General features: G+C 62.9%; 16 protein-coding genes. 10 read left to right on the forward strand and 6 right to left on the reverse strand.

Annotated features, from left to right (window positions below; genetic code table 11):
- The first annotated feature begins 358 nt into the window (after nt 1-358).
- The 5 genes from AB0N72_RS11925 (at nt 359) to AB0N72_RS11945 (ending at nt 5,759) form a co-directional block, all read left to right on the forward strand.
- Nucleotides 359-1,708, forward strand: coding sequence for a hemolysin family protein (locus tag AB0N72_RS11925; RefSeq protein ID WP_363930605.1), 1,350 nt, complete (start codon nt 359-361; stop codon nt 1,706-1,708).
- A complete protein-coding gene (locus tag AB0N72_RS11930) occupies nt 1,705-2,772 on the forward strand; it encodes a hemolysin family protein (protein ID WP_363930606.1) in 1,068 nt (355 codons plus the stop codon). Before AB0N72_RS11925 ends, AB0N72_RS11930 begins: the two co-directional genes overlap by 4 nt.
- Before the next feature lie 105 nt (nt 2,773-2,877).
- Nucleotides 2,878-3,879: a zinc ABC transporter substrate-binding protein gene (locus AB0N72_RS11935; RefSeq protein ID WP_363930607.1), complete on the forward strand. Its 1,002-nt coding sequence runs from the start codon at nt 2,878-2,880 to the stop codon at nt 3,877-3,879.
- A gap of 173 nt (nt 3,880-4,052) precedes the next feature.
- Nucleotides 4,053-4,868, forward strand: coding sequence for a metal ABC transporter ATP-binding protein (locus tag AB0N72_RS11940; protein ID WP_363930608.1), 816 nt, complete (start codon nt 4,053-4,055; stop codon nt 4,866-4,868).
- The gene (locus AB0N72_RS11945; RefSeq protein ID WP_363930609.1) at nt 4,869-5,759 is read left to right on the forward strand and encodes a metal ABC transporter permease; all 891 of its coding nucleotides are present in this window, start codon (nt 4,869-4,871) and stop codon (nt 5,757-5,759) included. It begins immediately after the preceding gene.
- On the opposite strand, the gene AB0N72_RS11950 is transcribed toward AB0N72_RS11945, so the two are convergent.
- Nucleotides 5,756-6,232, reverse strand: coding sequence for a Fur family transcriptional regulator (locus AB0N72_RS11950; protein ID WP_363930764.1), 477 nt, complete (start codon nt 6,230-6,232; stop codon nt 5,756-5,758). The genes AB0N72_RS11945 and AB0N72_RS11950 overlap by 4 nt on opposite strands.
- Before the next feature lie 94 nt (nt 6,233-6,326).
- On the opposite strand from AB0N72_RS11950, the gene AB0N72_RS11955 reads away from it, so the two are divergent.
- Nucleotides 6,327-6,980, forward strand: a complete 654-nt coding sequence (locus AB0N72_RS11955; protein ID WP_363930610.1) for an MBL fold metallo-hydrolase — start codon at nt 6,327-6,329, stop codon at nt 6,978-6,980.
- On the opposite strand, the gene AB0N72_RS11960 is transcribed toward AB0N72_RS11955, so the two are convergent.
- Complete coding sequence (locus tag AB0N72_RS11960) at nt 6,977-8,059, reverse strand: PLP-dependent cysteine synthase family protein (RefSeq protein WP_363930611.1); 1,083 nt, start codon at nt 8,057-8,059, stop codon at nt 6,977-6,979. The genes AB0N72_RS11955 and AB0N72_RS11960 overlap by 4 nt on opposite strands.
- A 71-nt stretch (nt 8,060-8,130) precedes the next feature.
- On the opposite strand from AB0N72_RS11960, the gene AB0N72_RS11965 reads away from it, so the two are divergent.
- From AB0N72_RS11965 to AB0N72_RS11975, 3 genes are read left to right on the forward strand one after another with little or no spacing between them, the layout of a single operon-like run.
- On the forward strand, nt 8,131-9,030 hold the full coding sequence (locus tag AB0N72_RS11965; protein WP_363930612.1) for a sulfurtransferase: 900 nt from the start codon (nt 8,131-8,133) through the stop codon (nt 9,028-9,030).
- Nucleotides 9,027-10,175 (forward strand): NAD(P)-dependent alcohol dehydrogenase, encoded by a 1,149-nt coding sequence (locus AB0N72_RS11970; protein ID WP_363930613.1) that lies wholly within the window; start codon nt 9,027-9,029, stop codon nt 10,173-10,175. Before AB0N72_RS11965 ends, AB0N72_RS11970 begins: the two co-directional genes overlap by 4 nt.
- Nucleotides 10,172-10,600, forward strand: coding sequence for an HIT family protein (locus tag AB0N72_RS11975; protein ID WP_363930614.1), 429 nt, complete (start codon nt 10,172-10,174; stop codon nt 10,598-10,600). Before AB0N72_RS11970 ends, AB0N72_RS11975 begins: the two co-directional genes overlap by 4 nt.
- A gap of 66 nt (nt 10,601-10,666) precedes the next feature.
- Here AB0N72_RS11975 and hrpA read toward each other — a convergent pair whose 3' ends face one another.
- From hrpA to AB0N72_RS11990, 3 genes are all read right to left on the reverse strand, one after another.
- The gene (gene hrpA / locus AB0N72_RS11980; RefSeq protein WP_363930615.1) at nt 10,667-14,608 is read right to left on the reverse strand and encodes an ATP-dependent RNA helicase HrpA; all 3,942 of its coding nucleotides are present in this window, start codon (nt 14,606-14,608) and stop codon (nt 10,667-10,669) included.
- Between the two features lie 13 nt (nt 14,609-14,621).
- Nucleotides 14,622-15,626 (reverse strand): WYL domain-containing protein, encoded by a 1,005-nt coding sequence (locus AB0N72_RS11985; protein ID WP_363930616.1) that lies wholly within the window; start codon nt 15,624-15,626, stop codon nt 14,622-14,624.
- Nucleotides 15,627-15,805: 179 nt separating this feature from the next.
- Nucleotides 15,806-15,976, reverse strand: coding sequence for a hypothetical protein (locus tag AB0N72_RS11990; protein WP_186313526.1), 171 nt, complete (start codon nt 15,974-15,976; stop codon nt 15,806-15,808).
- An 81-nt stretch (nt 15,977-16,057) separates the two neighbouring features.
- On the opposite strand from AB0N72_RS11990, the gene AB0N72_RS11995 reads away from it, so the two are divergent.
- Nucleotides 16,058-17,026 (forward strand): helix-turn-helix domain-containing protein, encoded by a 969-nt coding sequence (locus AB0N72_RS11995; protein WP_363930617.1) that lies wholly within the window; start codon nt 16,058-16,060, stop codon nt 17,024-17,026.
- A gap of 90 nt (nt 17,027-17,116) precedes the next feature.
- Here the strand turns inward: AB0N72_RS11995 and AB0N72_RS12000 are convergent, their stop codons facing one another.
- Nucleotides 17,117-17,419, reverse strand: a complete 303-nt coding sequence (locus AB0N72_RS12000; protein WP_363930618.1) for a protealysin inhibitor emfourin — start codon at nt 17,417-17,419, stop codon at nt 17,117-17,119.
- Nucleotides 17,420-17,489: the final 70 nt, after the last annotated feature.

Genomic DNA, 17,489 nt, shown 5'->3' on the forward strand with positions numbered 1-17,489 from the left:
CCAATAGTGGTGACCTAAATCATGTTGCTGCTGTCTTAGTGGCCAGACTCTTCTTTTTATTGCGAAGTTTGCCCTCCTGAGGGAGACCACGGTTGGCGGACTGTAGACTGAAACCCTTATGGACAGTAAATCTAGGTGCCGGCCTGGGAACTGTCGGGGGAGCCAACCTGGCAACTCCGCACAGCGCGCCCGTCGAGCCGGCAACACCCGTTCACATGCCCATCACGCGCCGGCGTTCCCTGCCGGTGGTGCCGCAGACCATGCGTCCGCGGCGCCCGACCAGCCTCCGCCGGGGCGAATCCCCGCGCCGAAGGCCTTGACCCCGTTGCACGCGCCCACCCTTGGGGGGACCTGCTAAGTGGAATGGATTCTCCTTTTTGCCGGTTTTGCCCTGATTTTGGGGACCGGCTTCTTTGTAGCGGTTGAGTTTTCCCTCGTAGCCCTCGACCAAGCCAGCGTTCAGCGGGCTGTCGACAACGGCGACCACGCTGCGGCACCCCTGTTGAAGTGCCTCAAGTCGCTCTCTACCCAGCTCTCCAGCTGCCAGCTCGGCATCACGCTGACCACGCTGTTGACGGGTTTCGTCATGGAGCCTTCTGTTGGCCAGTTGCTCCTGGGGCCGCTCGGTTTGCTCGGCCTGCCGAGTGAAGCGGTGCACTCAATAGCGTTGATCGTCGCCATGGCATTCGCCACGTTGTTGTCGATGCTCCTTGGCGAGTTGGTTCCCAAGAACATGGCCATCGCCCTTGCCTTCCCCCTGGGAAAGCGGCTCGCCCGCCCCCAGCTGATGTTTACCGCCGTCTTCAAGCCGGCCATCGTGGTCCTGAACGGGTTCTCCAATAAGGTCCTGAACCTGTTCGGCCTTGAGGCCAAGGAAGAGATTTCGGGCGCCAGGACGCCTGCTGAGCTCGCGTCCTTGGTGCGCCGCTCCGCCGAACTCGGAACGTTGGACGCGGGAACGGCAAACTTCGTTGCCCGCACCCTGAACTTTTCCGGGCGCACAGCGGCGGACGTCATGACGCCCCGTATCCGGATGGAAACCATCGACGCCGACCAATCGGTGGCCGATATCCTCGACGCCGCACGGCGGACCGGATACTCCCGTTTTCCGATCATCGGCGATTCCACGGACGACATCCGAGGCGTCGTGCACGTCAAGAAGGCTGTGGCCGTTCCGGCGGAACGTCGCGCGAAGATCCAGGCCGGCGCCATCATGACCGATGTCCTTCAGGTCCCCGAGACCATCCATCTGGATGCCCTCTTGTCCGAGCTGCGCGAAGGCAACCTGCAACTCGCCGTCGTGCTTGACGAATACGGCGGTACGGCGGGTATTGCCACCCTCGAAGACCTGGTGGAAGAGATCGTCGGAGAGGTCGCGGACGAGCACGACAAAGTCCGGCCTGGAGTCCTGCAGAGCGCGACCGGTGACTGGTACTTTCCGGGTCTGCTTCGGCCGGACGAAGTGTCGGAGCAGATTCCGAACCTCACGGTCCCCGACGAGTCGGCTTACGAAACCGTGGGCGGCTACGTCATGAGCCAGCTTGGCCGGATCGCCAAGACGGGCGACGTCGTGGAGACGCCGGGAGGCACCCTGACGGTCACCAGGATGGATGGCCGCAGGATCGACAGGATCTGCTTCCACCACATTGCCGAGGATGAGGACCAGGCCGACGCCGACACCACCCACCACGAGGCAGGTGCCGTATGAGTGACTGGGTAGGAATTCTCTGGCTGGTCATCCTCCTGATCGGCAATGCCTTCTTCGTCGGTGCCGAATTCGCTGTCATGTCGGCCCGCCGCAGCCAGATAGAGCCCTTGGCCGAAGCTGGTTCCAAGCGTGCGCAGACAACCCTGCGGGCCATGGAAAATGTGTCGCTGATGCTCGCGTGCGCGCAGCTGGGCATCACCGTCTGCTCGCTCCTGATCCTTCAGGTAGCCGAGCCCGCCATCCACCATCTGCTGGCTGAGCCTCTTGAGCTGGTCGGTGTGCCTGTTGAGTTGGCGGACATCTCCGCTTTCGTGATTGCACTGCTGTTCGTGACGTTCCTCCACGTCACCTTTGGCGAGATGGTCCCCAAGAACATCTCGGTTTCGGTGGCGGACAAAGCGGCCCTCCTGCTGGCGCCGCCGCTGATGTTCATCGCCCGGGTGGTAAACCCGGTGATCTGGACCCTGAACTGGCTGGCCAACCACATCCTGCGGTTGATGAAGATCGAACCCAAGGATGAAGTATCGTCCTCGTTCACGCTTGAGGAAGTGCAGTCGATCGTCCAGGAGTCCACCCGGCACGGCCTGGTTGATGACGAGACCGGGTTGTTGAGCGGTGCCCTGGAGTTCTCGGAGCACACGGCCTCGCACATCATGGTTCCGCTGGACAAGCTGGTGGTACTCAAGACGGCTTCCACGCCTGTAGAGCTGGAAAAAGCAGTCAGCCGTACGGGATTCTCCCGTTTCCCGATGGTGGACGACGACGGCGAACTCGCCGGATACCTGCACGTGAAGGACATCCTGTCCATTCCTGACGAGGGTCGACGACACCCCATTGCCGAGGGGCGCATCCGTTCTTTGGCCAACCTGTCGCCGGACGACGAGATTGAGCGGGCCATGTCCGTAATGCAGCGCACGGGTTCGCACTTGGCCCGTGTCGTCGGCGCGGGTGGTGACACCCAGGGTGTCCTGTTCCTTGAGGATGTCATTGAGCAGTTGGTCGGTGAGATCCGCGATGCCACCCAGGCAACGGGCATCCGTCGCTATGGCGGACAGCAAGCCTAAGCGCTGAAAGGCCGGGGGAAGGCGGGCGCCTGCCAGGCGCCCGCCTTCCCTAAATAGGAATCATTCCTATTTAGGGCTACACTGGGAACCTGCCAGCAATTGTGTTTGATTCTCATTTTGAGTAGATCCGAGGTCTTCGTGCGTCGTTCCGCCGCCCGCCTGTCCGTAGCCGCTTCAGCAGCACTTACCGCGCTGCTGCTCTCCTCCTGTGCCGGGACGGCCGGGGCAAACAGCCAATCGGCCTCCGGTGCCATCGAGGTTGTCACCTCCACCAATGTCTACGGCGACATCGTGAAGACGGTTGGTGGAGACAAAGTGAACGTCAACGCCATCATTACCAAGACAAGCCAGGACCCGCATTCCTATGAGGCAAGTGCCCAGGACAAGCTGGTGATTTCCAAGGCCAAGCTCGTGGTGGAGAACGGCGGAGGCTACGACGAATTCCTGCACAAGATTGCCGATGAAACCAAGATCGGCCATGAGAACATGATCAGCGCCGTGGATATCTCAGGCCTTGCTCCTGAAGGGGAAACCCATAGCGAAGATGCCCACTCGGAAGAGGGGCACACGCACAACCACGGCGGGTTCAACGAACACGTTTGGTACAGCCTGGACACCATGGGCAAGCTCGCAGATGCCGTGGCCGGCAAGCTGGGAAGCCTCGACCCTGCATCAGCTTCAACGTTCCAGGGCAACGCAGATGCCTTCAAAGCCAAGCTCACTGGTTTGACGGCAAAGCTTGACGCCGTGAAGGCCGTGGATGCGCATGCTCCGGTGGCCATCACCGAGCCCGTTCCGCTGTACCTGCTCGAAGCTGCCGGCCTGGAGAACAAAACCCCCGAGGCTTACAGCGCCGCCGTTGAAGAAGGTACGGACGTGCCGCCGGCCGTCATGAAGGAAACCACCGACCTCCTCAGCGCCGGATCAGTCCGCTTCCTCGCCTACAACGAACAGACTGCCGGGCCCCAGACCGAATCCGTCAAGCGGGCAGCAGAGGCTGCCGGGGTTCCGGTCCTGGACTTCACCGAAACGTTGCCCGAGGGCAAGGACTACATCCAGTGGATGACGGACAACGTGGAATCAGTATCGACAACCCTCAAGAAGTAGGGCATTCCCACACGGCAATACGGTGAAGGGCCTCGTCGCCGTCCTAAGATATTCAGGATGGCAATGGGGCCTTTCCCCTGCCACCTTCCGCCCTGTGGACGCCCCCGCCCGGACGCCCAAACGGACGGCCCAACAAACTGCGTTCGTTGCAACGCATGGATCGAGGACAACTTTTGACACCCGTAGTGAGCCTCCGCGGAGCCAGCCTGCAGTTCGGCAAGAGGACACTCTGGCGTGACCTGGACCTCGACATCAACCCGGGGGAGTTCTTTGCAGTCCTTGGCCCGAACGGCAGCGGCAAGACCAGTTTCCTGAAGGTCCTTCTGGGCTTGCAGGAGCTGCACTCCGGGACCGTGTCCTTGGGCGGACACCCGGTGGAACGCGGAAGCAAGCGGATCGGCTATATCCCGCAGCAGAAATCCTTCGCGCCGGACACGCCCCTGCGTGCACGGGATCTGGTGGGACTTGGTATCGACGGACACCGATGGGGGATCAGGGTGTCCGCCGGCAAAGTCAATCAGCGGATCGACGAACTTCTGGAGCTGGTGGGCGCCTCGGACTATGCCAAAGTGCCGGTTGGACAGCTTTCCGGGGGCGAACAGCAACGGCTGAGGGTAGCCCAGGCGCTGGCAACCGAGCCGCAGGTCCTGCTCTGCGATGAACCGCTGCTCTCCCTTGACCTCCACCACCAGCAAGGCGTCAGTTCCTTGATCAACAAGCAATGCCACGAGAGAAACAGTGCCGTGGTTTTCGTGACGCACGAAATCAATCCGGTAATCGACTACGTGGACCGTGTGCTCTATTTGGCCGGTGGACAATTCCGCGTGGGAACGCCACAGGAAGTCATGACCACGGAAGTTTTGTCCGAACTGTACAACAGCCACGTGGAGGTCATCCACACCAACGGGAGGATCGTCGTCGTCGGTCTTCCGGACGCAACCACGCACTTCCATGACGACGCCCACGCGACTGCCGGAGAGGAGCTCTAAGTGGACCTGGGCACCATACTGCAGACCATCTTCAACTTCGAGAACTACGGCGAATTGCTGGTCCTTGTCCAGAACTCCCTCTGGGCCGGCGCGGTCCTTGGCTTGCTGGGCGGGCTGGTTGGCACCTTCGTGATGAAACGGGATCTGGCCTTCGCCGTCCACGGCATCTCCGAGCTGTCCTTCGCTGGTGCGGCATTCGCACTGTTAATCGGCGCCGACATCATCTTCGGTTCCTTGATCGGCTCCGTGGCAGCTGCCGTCCTGCTTGGCTTCATGGGTGTCAGGGCGCGGGACAAGAACTCGATCATCGGCGTCATCATGCCCTTCGGCTTGGGCTTGGGAATCCTTTTCCTGGCGCTCTACGAAGGCCGCGCCGCCAATAAATTCGGGCTTTTGACCGGTCAGATTGTCTCGGTGGACACCGTCCAGCTGCAGGCGTTGGCGGGGACGGCGGTGGTAGTGATGATTGCCCTGGTGGCTATCTGGCGTCCCCTGAGTTTCGCCAGCGTGGACCCTGAGATGGCCGAAGCCCGCGGTGTTCCCGTTCGTGGCCTTGCGATCGGCTTCATGGTGCTTCTGGGCGTCAGCGTGGCGCTGTCCATCCAAATCGTTGGTGCGCTTCTGGTGCTCGCTTTGCTGATCACGCCGGCAGCAGCAGCGCTGAGGGTGACTACCTCGCCCAAGTTGGTGGTGGTCCTGAGTGTGGCCTTCGCCCTGACCGCCACAGTGGGGGGCATCCTGCTGGCCCTCGGCAGCCGCATTCCGATCAGCCCGTACGTGACGACGTTGTCTTTCCTGATCTATGTGGTGTGCCGCGTTATCGGGCGCGTGCGCACTAACCGTGGCTTGAACGGCCGCGTGACGCGGGACCAGCCTGCAGGAGCGCTTTAGAGCTTTCCTGCAGCCTTTTTGGCGGTGCAATCGGGGCACAGGCCAAAGATCTCTACCGTGTGGGCTACTTCGGTAAAGCCGTGTTCTGAGGCTGTGCGCGCTGCCCAGGTTTCGACGGCGGGCGCCTCCACTTCTACTGCCTTGCCACAGTTCCGGCACAGCAGGTGGTGGTGGTGTCCCGTGACCGCGCAGCGACGGTAGACGGCTTCGCCCTCACCGTTGCGGAGGACGTCGATGAGGCCGTCATCCGCAAGGGACTGGAGGATGCGGTAGGACGTGGCCAAGGACACCGAAATGCCCTTGTTCTGCATCAGGCGGTACAGCTCCTGGGTGCTGACAAAGTCATCCAATTCGTCCAAGGCGGCGCTGACGGCCAAGCGCTGCTTGGTGACGCGCTGCTCCTTGACTCCGCTGGTAGCCGGTGCAGTCGGTTCTGCGGGGCCGGTCGTGGCGGAATTGGTGCCGTGTGGCATGGAAAGGCTCACTTCCGTGGAGATGCTGGCAAACCTTGATTTTACCAGCAGGAGACGCTTGGAAACTGTCAACAGCGGCCCATAGGCTGTCCCCATGAAGCTCATCAAGTACACCCACGCGTGCGTCCGGTTGGAGAAGGAAGGAAAGGTCCTGGTGATCGATCCCGGGGCCTTCTCCGAGGCAGGGGAAGCGTTGAATGGTGCGCATGCCGTACTTGTTACCCACGAGCACAATGACCACATCGACCAGCCGGCGGTCATCGCGGCCCTGCGGGAGGACCCGGCACTGCAGATCCATGCGCCGGCAGGGGTTGCGGCAACCCTGAAGGAAAACAGCGACGTCGCCGCGCAGGTGCACTCCGTTGAGCCCGGCTCCGCTTTTGACGCTGCGGGCTTCAACATCCGCACATTCGGGGGCCAGCACGCCGTGATCCACCCTCAGATTCCGGTGGTGGCGAACATCGGCTACCTGGTGGACGGGAACGTCTTCCACCCAGGGGACTCGTTCGTTGTCCCGGACGGAATCAGTGTGCAAACGCTTCTTGTCCCCATCAACGCCCCATGGTCGAAGGTGGGGGAGGTGGTGGACTTTGTGATTTCCGTCCGCGCGCCCAAAGCCTTCCCGGTCCATGACGGCTTGCTCAACGATCTGGGGCGGGGCATTGTTGAAGGCCACGTAACAAGGATCGGCGCGCGCTACGGTACCACCTACACGAAGCTTGCCCCGCGGGACTCGGTGGAGGTCTAACCCGTCCACACCCCGGTCTCGTGGAACCGTTCCAGCACGTCTTCGTACGGAGCCGGATCGAGGTCGTGGGCAGCCAGCCATTCGGCGTCGTAATAGCTGCCCACGTAACGGTCGCCGGCGTCGCACATGAGCGAAACAATGCTGCCATTGCGCCCTTCTGCGACCATCCGGGCCACCAGCTGCCAGACGCCCCACAAGTTGGTGCCCGTCGAGGGGCCGGCGTGAAGGCCGGTGAAGGTGCGGAGGTGGCGCATGGCCGCAACGGATGCGGCGTCGGGCACCTGGATCATGTGGTCGATGACGGCCGGAACAAAACTCGGTTCGGAGCGGGGTCGGCCGATTCCCTCGATGCGCGAGGGCAGGCCGGACGCTGCTGCCGCGTTTCCGTCCCGCCACGCAGGATAGAAGGCGGAGTTTTCCGGGTCCACCACGGCCAGGCGCGTGGCGTACCGGTTGTAGCGAAGGTAGCGGCCGATAGTGGCGCTTGTGCCGCCCGTTCCCGCCCCGACAACGATCCAGTCCGGCACCGGGTGCTCTTCGAGGGCAAGTTGTTCAAAGATCGATTCTGCGATGTTGTTGTTGCCGCGCCAGTCCGTGGCGCGCTCGGCGTAGGTGAACTGGTCCATGTAGTGGCCGCCGGACGTCCTGGCTGTTTCCTCGGCAACGGCATAGACCTCGGATGCGTGGTCCACGAGCAAGCAGGAGCCGCCGAAGTCCTCGATCAGGGCGATCTTCTCAGGGCTGGTGGTCTTGGTCATGACGGCGATGAACGGCAATCCGATCAGCCGGGCAAAGTAGGCCTCCGAGACGGCTGTGCTGCCGCTTGAGGCCTCCACAATGGTGGTGCCCTCAGTGATCCATCCGTTGACCAGTCCGTAGAGGAACAAAGACCTCGCCAAACGGTGCTTCAGGCTTCCCGAACGGTGGGTGGACTCGTCCTTCAGGTACAGTTGCACGCCCCAGTGCGCGGGAAGCGGTACTGCGTAAAGGTGCGTGTCTGCCGAGCGGTTGTTTTCAGCCTCGATGGTGCGGATGGCTTCACTGGCCCAGGTCCGGTCCTGAATACACGAATTACTCACCGGATAAGCCTAGGCTGGAAACGTGGTTCCGGCAGCAACGGGGCCGGCACCCCCCGTATGAAGGAGAACCCATGGCCACGTTGATGAGTGTCCCGCAACTGCATCAGCGCCTCGAATCAGGCGAGCGGACAGTACTGCTGGACGTTCGCTGGGTCCTCGGCCGGACCGACGGACACGAGGAGTACCTGGCGGCGCATCTGCCAGGGGCAGTCTTCGTGGACCTCCCAACTGAACTCGCAGACCATGCCCAGCCAGGACGTGGCCGCCACCCCTTGCCCTCGCCCGGGCGTTTCCAGGAAACTGCCCGGCGGTGGGGGATCAACGACGGCGACACGATCGTCGCGTACGACAACAGCGGCAGCATGGCAGCGGCACGGGCATGGTGGATGCTCCGCAACGCCGGGGTGGAGTCCGTTTACCTGCTCGACGGCGGTTTGGCCGCCTGGCGGGCGGCAGGGCACCGCCTCGAGGCAGGTGAGGTGGGTACCGGCGTCGGGAATGTCGTGTTGGACGACGGCCGGATGCCGTCCATTACCGAACGCGAGGCTGCACTATGGAGCCGCGAAGGCGTGTTGCTGGATGCGCGGGCCGGGGAACGGTACAGGGGAGAGGTGGAACCCATCGATCCCAGGGCCGGCCACATCCCAGGCGCCGTGAGCGCTCCTACGACGCAGAACATTTTGCCTGCGGGAACCTTCCTGCCCGCCGGGGAGCTGCGACGCCGGTTCGAGGCCTTGGGCCTGGACAGGTCCTCCCAGGTTGCGGTCTATTGCGGGTCCGGCGTTACCGCCTCCCACGAAATCGCGGCCTTGGAGATTGCGGGCTTCAGGGCAGCACTGTACCCGGGGTCGTTCTCGCAATGGTCGAACAACCCTGCGAATGACGTCGCTGTTGGGGATACGCCTTTCGAAGACGGCGCCGTTGGCCCAAGTGGCATGAGCCCCGCTGACGGGAGTAGCGTCGAGGCATGAATCCTGGACGCCCTGTGCCCCCGCCCCTTGCGAAAACCATCTCCTTGGACGCCACCGCGTCCCCAGCTGCTGTGCTGGCCGCGGCCTATGGCGCCACCTCTCCGGAGAGCGGGCTGGTGCCCCTCACCGTGGCACGCCGTGAGCCTGGCGCAGACGATGTCGAGATTGCCATCGAATTCTGCGGACTGTGCCACTCGGACGTGCACGCAACCCGGGGCGAGTGGCGGGTTCCCCCGTATCCGCTGGTACCGGGCCACGAGATTGTCGGCCACGTGACGCGGGTGGGAACCGACGTAGCGGACTTCACGGTGGGCGACCGCGTTGGTGTCGGGTGCATGGTGGATTCGTGCCGGGAGTGCGACAGCTGCCTTGAAGGCCTGGAACAGTACTGTGAGCGTGGCAACGTGGGTACCTACGGCGCGGCCGATCCCCACCACGCAGATGCCATCACCCAAGGTGGATACTCGACGTCGGTAGTGGTGGACAAGCGCTTCGTGCTGCGTGTGCCCGAATCCCTGGATCCTGCCGCGGCGGCACCGTTGCTGTGCGCGGGGATCACCACGTACTCGCCCCTGAGGTACTTCGATGTCGAAGAGGGGGACTCGGTAGGAGTGGTTGGACTGGGCGGCCTGGGCCACATGGCGGTCAAGATCGCCAAGGCCATGGGCGCTGAAGTTACGGTCTTCACCACCTCCGAGTCCAAGTTCGACGCCGCCCGTGAACTCGGAGCCGACCACGTAGTGCTCTCCAGGGATGCCGCCGCGATGGAAGCCGCCAACCGGAGCATCGACGTCATTATCGATACCGTCGCAGCTCCGCACGACCTCAACCCCTACTTCCGTACGCTTCGGCTGGACGGCGCGCTCTTCCAGCTGGGCCTTCCGGCCGAGGACATGCCCCCGGTCAGCCCGGGCCTTCTCATCCGACGCCGCCTCGCCTACGCGGGTTCATTGATAGGGGGCATTGAGGAAACTCAGGAAATGCTCGACTTCTGCGCTGAGCACGGGGTGGCCAGCGACATCGAAATTGTTGGAGCGGACCAGCTTAATGAGGCCTATGACCGCATGGTGGCAGGCGACGTGAAGTACCGTTTTGTGCTGGATACCTCAACACTTCAGGAACCATCCGAAAGGGCAGACGCATGAGCACATTGTTCACCAGGATCATCAACGGGGAGATCCCTGGCCGCTTTGTGTGGAAGGACGAGGAAGTGGTTGCCTTCCTGACCATTGCCCCGATCACCCCAGGCCACGTGCTGGTGGTGCCGCGTGAGGAGGTCGACTCCTGGACGCACGCGACTCCTGAGTTGCTGTTCAAGGTCATGGATGTTGCCCAAAAGATTGGCAAGGTTCAGGAAAGCCTCTTCGACGCCAAGCGCGTTGGTGTCCTGGTGGAGGGCTTCGAGGTGGACCACCTGCACGTCCATGTCTGGCCCGCGTACTCCACCGCGGATTTTGAGGTCCACAATGTCGATCACAATCCGGACCCCGCGGTGATGGATGCAACGGCCGTGAAGCTCCGTGCGGCGCTTCGCGCGGCCGGACACGGGGACGCTGTCCCTGAAGGCTGATTTTTCTGGAGTATTAACCCGGCGGTGCTGTTGTGGCACCGCCGGGTTTTTGTGTTTTGGGTCCGGCTAGGCCGGGGCCAGGGCCTGGTTCAGCGCCGTGCGGATGCGTTTCTCGGAAACGGAATATGCCGTCCCCAACTCCACTGCGAAGAGGCTGACCCGCAGCTCCTCGATCATCCAGCGCACCCGGGTTAACTCCGCGCCGGCCCTGCGTCCCGGAAGCAATGCGGACACAGCGTCGTCGTAGTCGTCTTCCAGCGCCTGCACGATGCCCATGTTGAGGCTGTCCCGCTGCACGTTGCCGGGGAGCTTTTCCAGTCGTTTCTCGATGGCCTGCAGGTACCTCGGCAACTGGCTGAGCTGGGCGTAGCCCGTCTGTGCTACAAAACCCGGGAAGACCAACTGCTCCAATTGGCTCTTCATGTCGTTTAGCGCACTGATCAGCGGCAGGCTCGCAGTGGACTTCAGCGCTTTCTGGATGCGCCTGGTGCTGGCCAGGATACGTTCGACGACGGCAGTCACCGTGAAAACGGTATCGATCAGTTCTGCCCTGACTACTTCGTACAGCGCATCGAAGGAGTCCCTGTCCCACGGCAGTTCCTGGGGAACGAGTTTGTCGATGGCAGCCAACGCGCAGTCGGCGATCAGCGCGCTGACCGATCCGTGGGGGTTTTGGCTGAAAGTCAGTTTTTCGGTGTTGCTGAGGTGTTCGAGCACGTAGCGGTCCGGGGACGGAATCCGAAGGGCCAACAGGCGGATGACGCCACTACGCATGGCGGCTTCCTGCTCGGCCTTGGTCTGGAAGACCCGCAGTGCCACGGATTTGCCCTCGTCCACCACTGCCGGGAAGCCTGTGACGGCGTGGCCCTTGACTGTCCGGCTGACTTGGCGCTCCACTGTGCCGAAGTCCCACTCGGTGATGCCGGTGCGTTCGGCCACGGTACCTTCGCTTGGTGCTCCGGTTGCAGTTGGCGGCGTCGCTTGGTTGCCCGGTGCGTCGGTTCCGTTGCCGCGTGTGGCGCGTGACGTCGTCGCCGGTGTTGCTCCCAGTGATTCAGCAATGGCGCGGCGGGTGGCAGGTGCAAGCTTTTCCTGCAGTCCTGCGAGGTCCTTGCCCTCGTCCAGGACCTTGCCCTTGCTGTCCACCACCTTGAAACTGACACGCAGGTGGGGCGGCACGGCATCCCAGTTCCAGGAGCCCGGTGGGATGATGTGGCCACGGAGCCTGCGCAGGACCAGCTCAAGAGAGGGTTCGAGCTCGTCAACTGCGGGATCGAAGTCCGCTTCCAAGGCGGCAGTCGCTTGCCTGGCGACGTCGGGGGCCGGCACGAAATTCTTCCGGACCTGCTTGGGCAGCGACTTGATGAGGGCAGTGACAAGCTCCACCCGCTGGCCGGGAATCTGCCAGCGGAACGGGGCATCGTCCAATTGGTTCAGGAACAGCACCGGAACCTCGGCAGTCACGCCGTCGGAAGGATTGGGCGCAGACCCGGGTGCCACGGGGTGGAACTCGTAGCCCAGGGGCAGTTCGAAGCCTTTGTGGAGCCATGTCTTGGGATACGCGGAGTCATCCAGGGCCTCGGCGTCCTCGCTCATCAACAGCGATTGGTCGAAGTCCAGCAGATGCGGGTCCTGTTGGCGGGCGTCCTTCCACCACTTGTCAAAATGCCTCTCGGAGACGACGTCCTTGCCAATCCGTTCGTCATAGAACTCGAACAGGGTTTGGTCGTCCACCAGGATGTCGCGCCGCCGCATGCGGGTTTCGAGTTCTTCGATCTCCTGGAGCAGGGCACGGTTGCGGTGGAAGAACTTGTGGTGCGTCTTCCATTCGCCCTCAACCAGTGCGTGGCGGATGAACAACTCACGGGAGAGTTCCGGATCGATGCGACCGTAGTTGATCCGGCGGTTCGGAATGATGGGCACGCCATACAGCGTGACTTTCTCGTGGGCCAACACTGCGCCCTGGCGCGAAGACCAATGCGGTTCACTATAGGAACGCTTCACCAGGTCCGGGGCTACTTGCTCAGCCCACAAAGGATCGAATTTGGCTGCAACACGTGCCCACAGCCTGCTCGTTTCCACCAACTCGGCGGCCATGACGAAGGTAGGCGACTTCTTGAACAGCGCAGAACCCGGGAAGATCGCGAAACGGCTTCCACGGGCACCGGCGTATTCACGCTTGCGCTCGTCAAGCAGGCCGATGTGGCTGAGCAGCCCGGACAGCAAGCTGATGTGGATGCCCTCGTAATTGCCCACGGGGTCGGCAACGCGGTTGTTGTCCAAGGTAATGCCGAGCGGCTTGGCCAGTTGCCGGAGCTGCGTGAAAAGGTCCTGCCACTCGCGCACGCGAAGGTAGTTGATGAACTCGGTGCGGCACAGTTTGCGGAATTGTGTGGACGACAACTCCCGCTGCTTTTCCTGGATGTAGTTCCAGAGGTTGAGGAAGCCGGTGAAGTCCGAGATTTCGTCGCGGAAACGGGCATGCTTTTCCGCGGCGAGTTGCTGCTTGTCCGTTGGCCGTTCCCTCGGATCCTGGATGGTCAAGGCTGCAGCGAGGATCATGACTTCGCGGACGCATCCCCGCTTGCCTGCCTCCACGATCATCCGGCCAAGCCGGGGATCGACCGGAAGTTGGGCGAGTTTTTGCCCGACGGCGGTCAGGCCGCCGCCGTTGCGTCCCTTGCCCTGGGCGTCAGGCGACTTTAGCGGGCTCAAGGCGCCGAGTTCCCGGAGCAGCGTCACGCCGTCGTTGATGGCCCTGGTTTCCGGAGGTTCCACGAACGGGAAGTTCTCCACGTCCTTCGGCCCGCGGGCAACTCCCATCGCCGTCATCTGCAGGATGACTGCAGCGAGGTTGGTCCGAAGGATTTCAGGATCGGTGAACTGTGGACGCGACTCGAAGTCCTCTTCCGAGTACAAACGGATCGCGATGCCCTCGGACACGCGGCCACAACGGCCCGAACGCTGGTTTGCCGAGGCCTGGGAAACCCGTTCAATGGGCAGGCGCTGGACCTTGGTCCGGTGCGAATAGCGCGAGATGCGGGCTGTGCCGGTATCGATCACATACTTGATGCCCGGGACGGTGAGCGAGGTCTCCGCCACGTTGGTTGCCAGGATGATGCGCCGTTTGCCCCCGGGATTGAAGACACGGTGCTGTTCCTGGAGGCTCAGGCGGGCAAAGAGGGGGAGGACTTCGGTGCCTGCAAGGCGCCGGTTGCTTTGGATACGGCCGTTGATGGCCTCGGCGGCGTCGCGGATTTCGCGCTCGCCGGAGAAGAAAATGAGGATGTCGCCGGGCGCTTCCTTGGCGAGCTCGTCCACGGCGTCGCAAACGGCGTCGAGGGGGTCGCGGTCCTCTTCAAGTTCGTCGTCGGAGGTCTCATCATCCGCGCCTGCCGGCTGTGAGAGCGGGCGGTAGCGGATCTCCACCGGGTACGTCCGGCCGGAGACCTCGATGATGGGCGCAGGCTCTTCCTCACTGCCGAAGTGTTTGGCGAAGCGCTGGGGATCGATGGTCGCTGAGGTAATGATGATCTTCAGGTCCGGGCGCTGCGGCAGGATCCGCTTGAGGTAGCCCAGGATGAAGTCGATGTTGAGGCTTCGCTCATGGGCCTCGTCAATAATGATCGTGCTGTATTTCCGAAGCAGCTTGTCGCGCTGGATCTCCGCGAGCAGGATGCCGTCCGTCATCAGCTTGATCTTGGTGGACGCGCTGACCTCGCCGGTAAAGCGGACCTGGAAGCCCACCTCCTGGCCGATCTCCACATCGAGCTCCGACGCTATGCGCTCGGCCACAGTGCGGGCCGCCAGGCGGCGCGGCTGGGTGTGACCGATCAGGCCCTTGTCTCCGAGGCCCAGTTCGAGGCACATCTTGGGGATCTGCGTGGTCTTACCGGAACCCGTCTCACCGGCGATGATGGTTACCTGGTTTGCGGCGATGGCCGCCATCAGATCCTCGCGGCGCTCGGATACGGGCAACTCTGCGGGGTAGGAAATGTGAAGTGTCATGGCTGCTGCCAGTCTACTGTGGCTGGGGCGGGCAGTCGGCAGAGCCGTCTTCTGGAGTCGTCGCGGCACCGGCGGCGGCTGTGAGCCGCCGTGACAGGTGGCGTGCGAAAGACCGGAACTCCTCAGGTTCGAGAATCTCGAAGTCCAGGTCCAGGGCGGCCAGGTAGGCTGCCGGCGCTGCGAGGTTGTCCCATCCGGACCTCAGGACGGTTGCTGCCGGTCCGTCGGCGGTCAGGGTCGCGTACTGGGAACTGACGACGGCGGCGACCTCGGCGAGAGGGGCGCGGAGCCGCACCACGACGTCGAACCTGTACGGCGAGCGGGTGATGGACTGTTGCACGTAGGCGGCCAGATCCTCTGCCGGCAGGGGCCGTGGCGTGTATTTCCTGCGTTCGGTGGGCAGGGAAGCAAGCCTGTCGGCCCTGAAAGTCCGCCAGTCCTCACGCTCCACGTCATAGGCAACCAAGTACCAGCGGCGGCCCGTGTCCACCAGCCTGTACGGTTCCACCAGCCGGCGTGAGGCGTCGCCGTCGGACTTGACATAGTCAAAGGAGATTTGGCGGCGGTCCGATATTGCGGCTGAGACCACGGTGAGTTGTTGGGGATCGACGCTGGCAGCGTTGCTGGGAAGCGTTGTGACCGCCGCCTTGAGCATGGCGAACTTGGGGCGGAGTCTGGAGGGGAGTACCTGTTCCACCGTGGCCAAGGCGCGGACGGATGCTTCGCCGATCCCCGCAACCGGCCCTGCAGCCACAGAGTTCAGGCCCAAGGCAACTGCCAGCGCTTCGTTATCGTCCAGGAGAAGCGGGGGCAACTGCGCCCCGGCACCAAGCTGGTAGCCGCCGGCAACGCCGGGAGAGGCATGGATGGGATAGCCCAGGTTCCGCAGCTTGTGGATGTCCCGGCGCACGGTCCGCTCGGTGACTCCCATACGGTCCGCGAGGGCGGGACCCGTCCATTCCCGGCGGACCTGTAACAGCGAGAGCAGTTGCAGGAGCCGGGCGGAGGTTTGAATCATGCAAGTGAATCTAGCCCACAAGGCACGCCAAGGGAGACTGCGGCACAGGCCACGGCACAGGACGCGGCACAGGCCACGGCGCAGAGGGACGCCCGCCGGTTCAAGGATTCCTGCAGTAATCCCTGAACCGGCGGGCGTCGAATGGATGTGTGACTGACCTTGCGAGGGGCCGGCCTGCCCTAGTAGATGCGTGGGTTCCAGTAAGGTCCGCTGGGTGCTTCGAAGGCGCTCCAAGGTTCCTTTGAGGTGACGGGTGGGTTGTGGCCACGCCCGTCCTTCAACAGTGCTGAGACGGTAGCTGCGACGGCGGTGATGAGGACGATGAAGAGGATGATTCCGAAGATTTCCATGACTCAAGACTGCTCCTGCCGGGAGACAAGAAACAGTGGCAGAAATGCCCCATTTGGATAATTTTCTGCCACACTGGAGATATGTTGAGATCAGTAGCAGTGATCGTGGTTCCGGACTTCTCCGTCTTCGAATTCGGTACGGCGTTTGAGGTCTTCGGGATCGACAGATCGGACCGCGGCGCCGGGGTCCCCGCCTTCGACTTCCGTGTAGTCACCCCGGAGCCCGGGGACATCCGCATGAAGTCAGGGCCTTCCCTTCACGTCGACCTTGGGCTCGAGGCTGCGGCGGACGCCGACCTCGTGATCATGGCGCCCTTTGGCAGGGATAAGGAGCTCCCCGAATCCGTCCTGGAGGCCTTCCGGGAAGCACATGCCAGGGGAGCGTGGGTGATGTCCATTTGTTCAGGAGCGTACGCGCTGGCACGCGCGGGATTGCTTGATGGGCGGCGTTGCACAACGCATTGGCATTATTCCCAGGACCTCGCGGGCCGATACCCGTCAGCCATAGTGGATGAGAACGTTCTCTATGTCCAGGACGGAACCATCATCACCAGTGCAGGTACCGCAGCCGGAATAGACGCTTGCCTGCACCTTGTCCGGGTGGAGCTTGGTGCCAATGTGGCCGCTGCCATTGCCCGGGACATGGTGGTGCCGCCGCACCGGGACGGTGGCCAGGCGCAGTTCATTGACCGGCCCATGCCGAGCTGCGGATCGGCGCCCATGGAGGCGCTGCTGCGCTGGATGGTGGAACACCTTGACGAAGAACACAGCGTCAACGAACTGGCAGCCCGGCTGCACATGTCCCCGCGCACCTTCGCCCGGCGCTTCCGTGCCGAGACAGGGACAACCCCCGCGGCCTGGCTCAATTCCCAGCGGGTCCTTCGTGCCCAGGAGCTGTTGGAAACCACCGAATTGAACATCGACGAAATAGCCCGCGAGGCCGGATTCGGGCATTCGGTCCTGCTGCGGCACCACTTCGCCAAAGTGCTCGATACCAGTCCGCAGAGCTATCGGCGGGCATTCCGGGGGCAACTTGCTGAGGCCATGTGACCACCCTGCAAGGGCGCGACCAGCCTGCCTGACGCGGTTGGCCCGGAGGCGGCTGGACCTGAAGCGGTTGTACCTGACGTGTTTACCTGACTAGCGCCGACCACCGATGGTGCCCCGGGACTCGGAGCCTTCAGCCTTGGCGCACTCGATCAGCTCCTGCCAAGGGCCGGTGACCGCCCGGTCCGGCAGGTTGGCGCGGCGCTGGCCTGCCCGGATGGAGTACATGAAACGGTCCGGTTCGTTGAGCGTACGTGCCTGGCCCTTGGCTTCATCCCAAGGGCACGCCTCGACTATCGGAAGCCAGCGTTCCTTCTCATCAGGAGATACTGCGTCCACGCTCCAGATACGTGTCATCGCGGCGATTCCCCCACTGCGCTGAACCGTGATTTTCATGAGCGGCTGCTTCTCGTCCTACCCCTGCTGAATCAGCCAGTTGGCGGACCGGGTGACCGGCCCGCCACAT

This window comes from Paenarthrobacter sp. NPDC089307 (genome assembly GCF_040685055.1).
Lineage (GTDB): Bacteria > Actinomycetota > Actinomycetes > Actinomycetales > Micrococcaceae > Arthrobacter.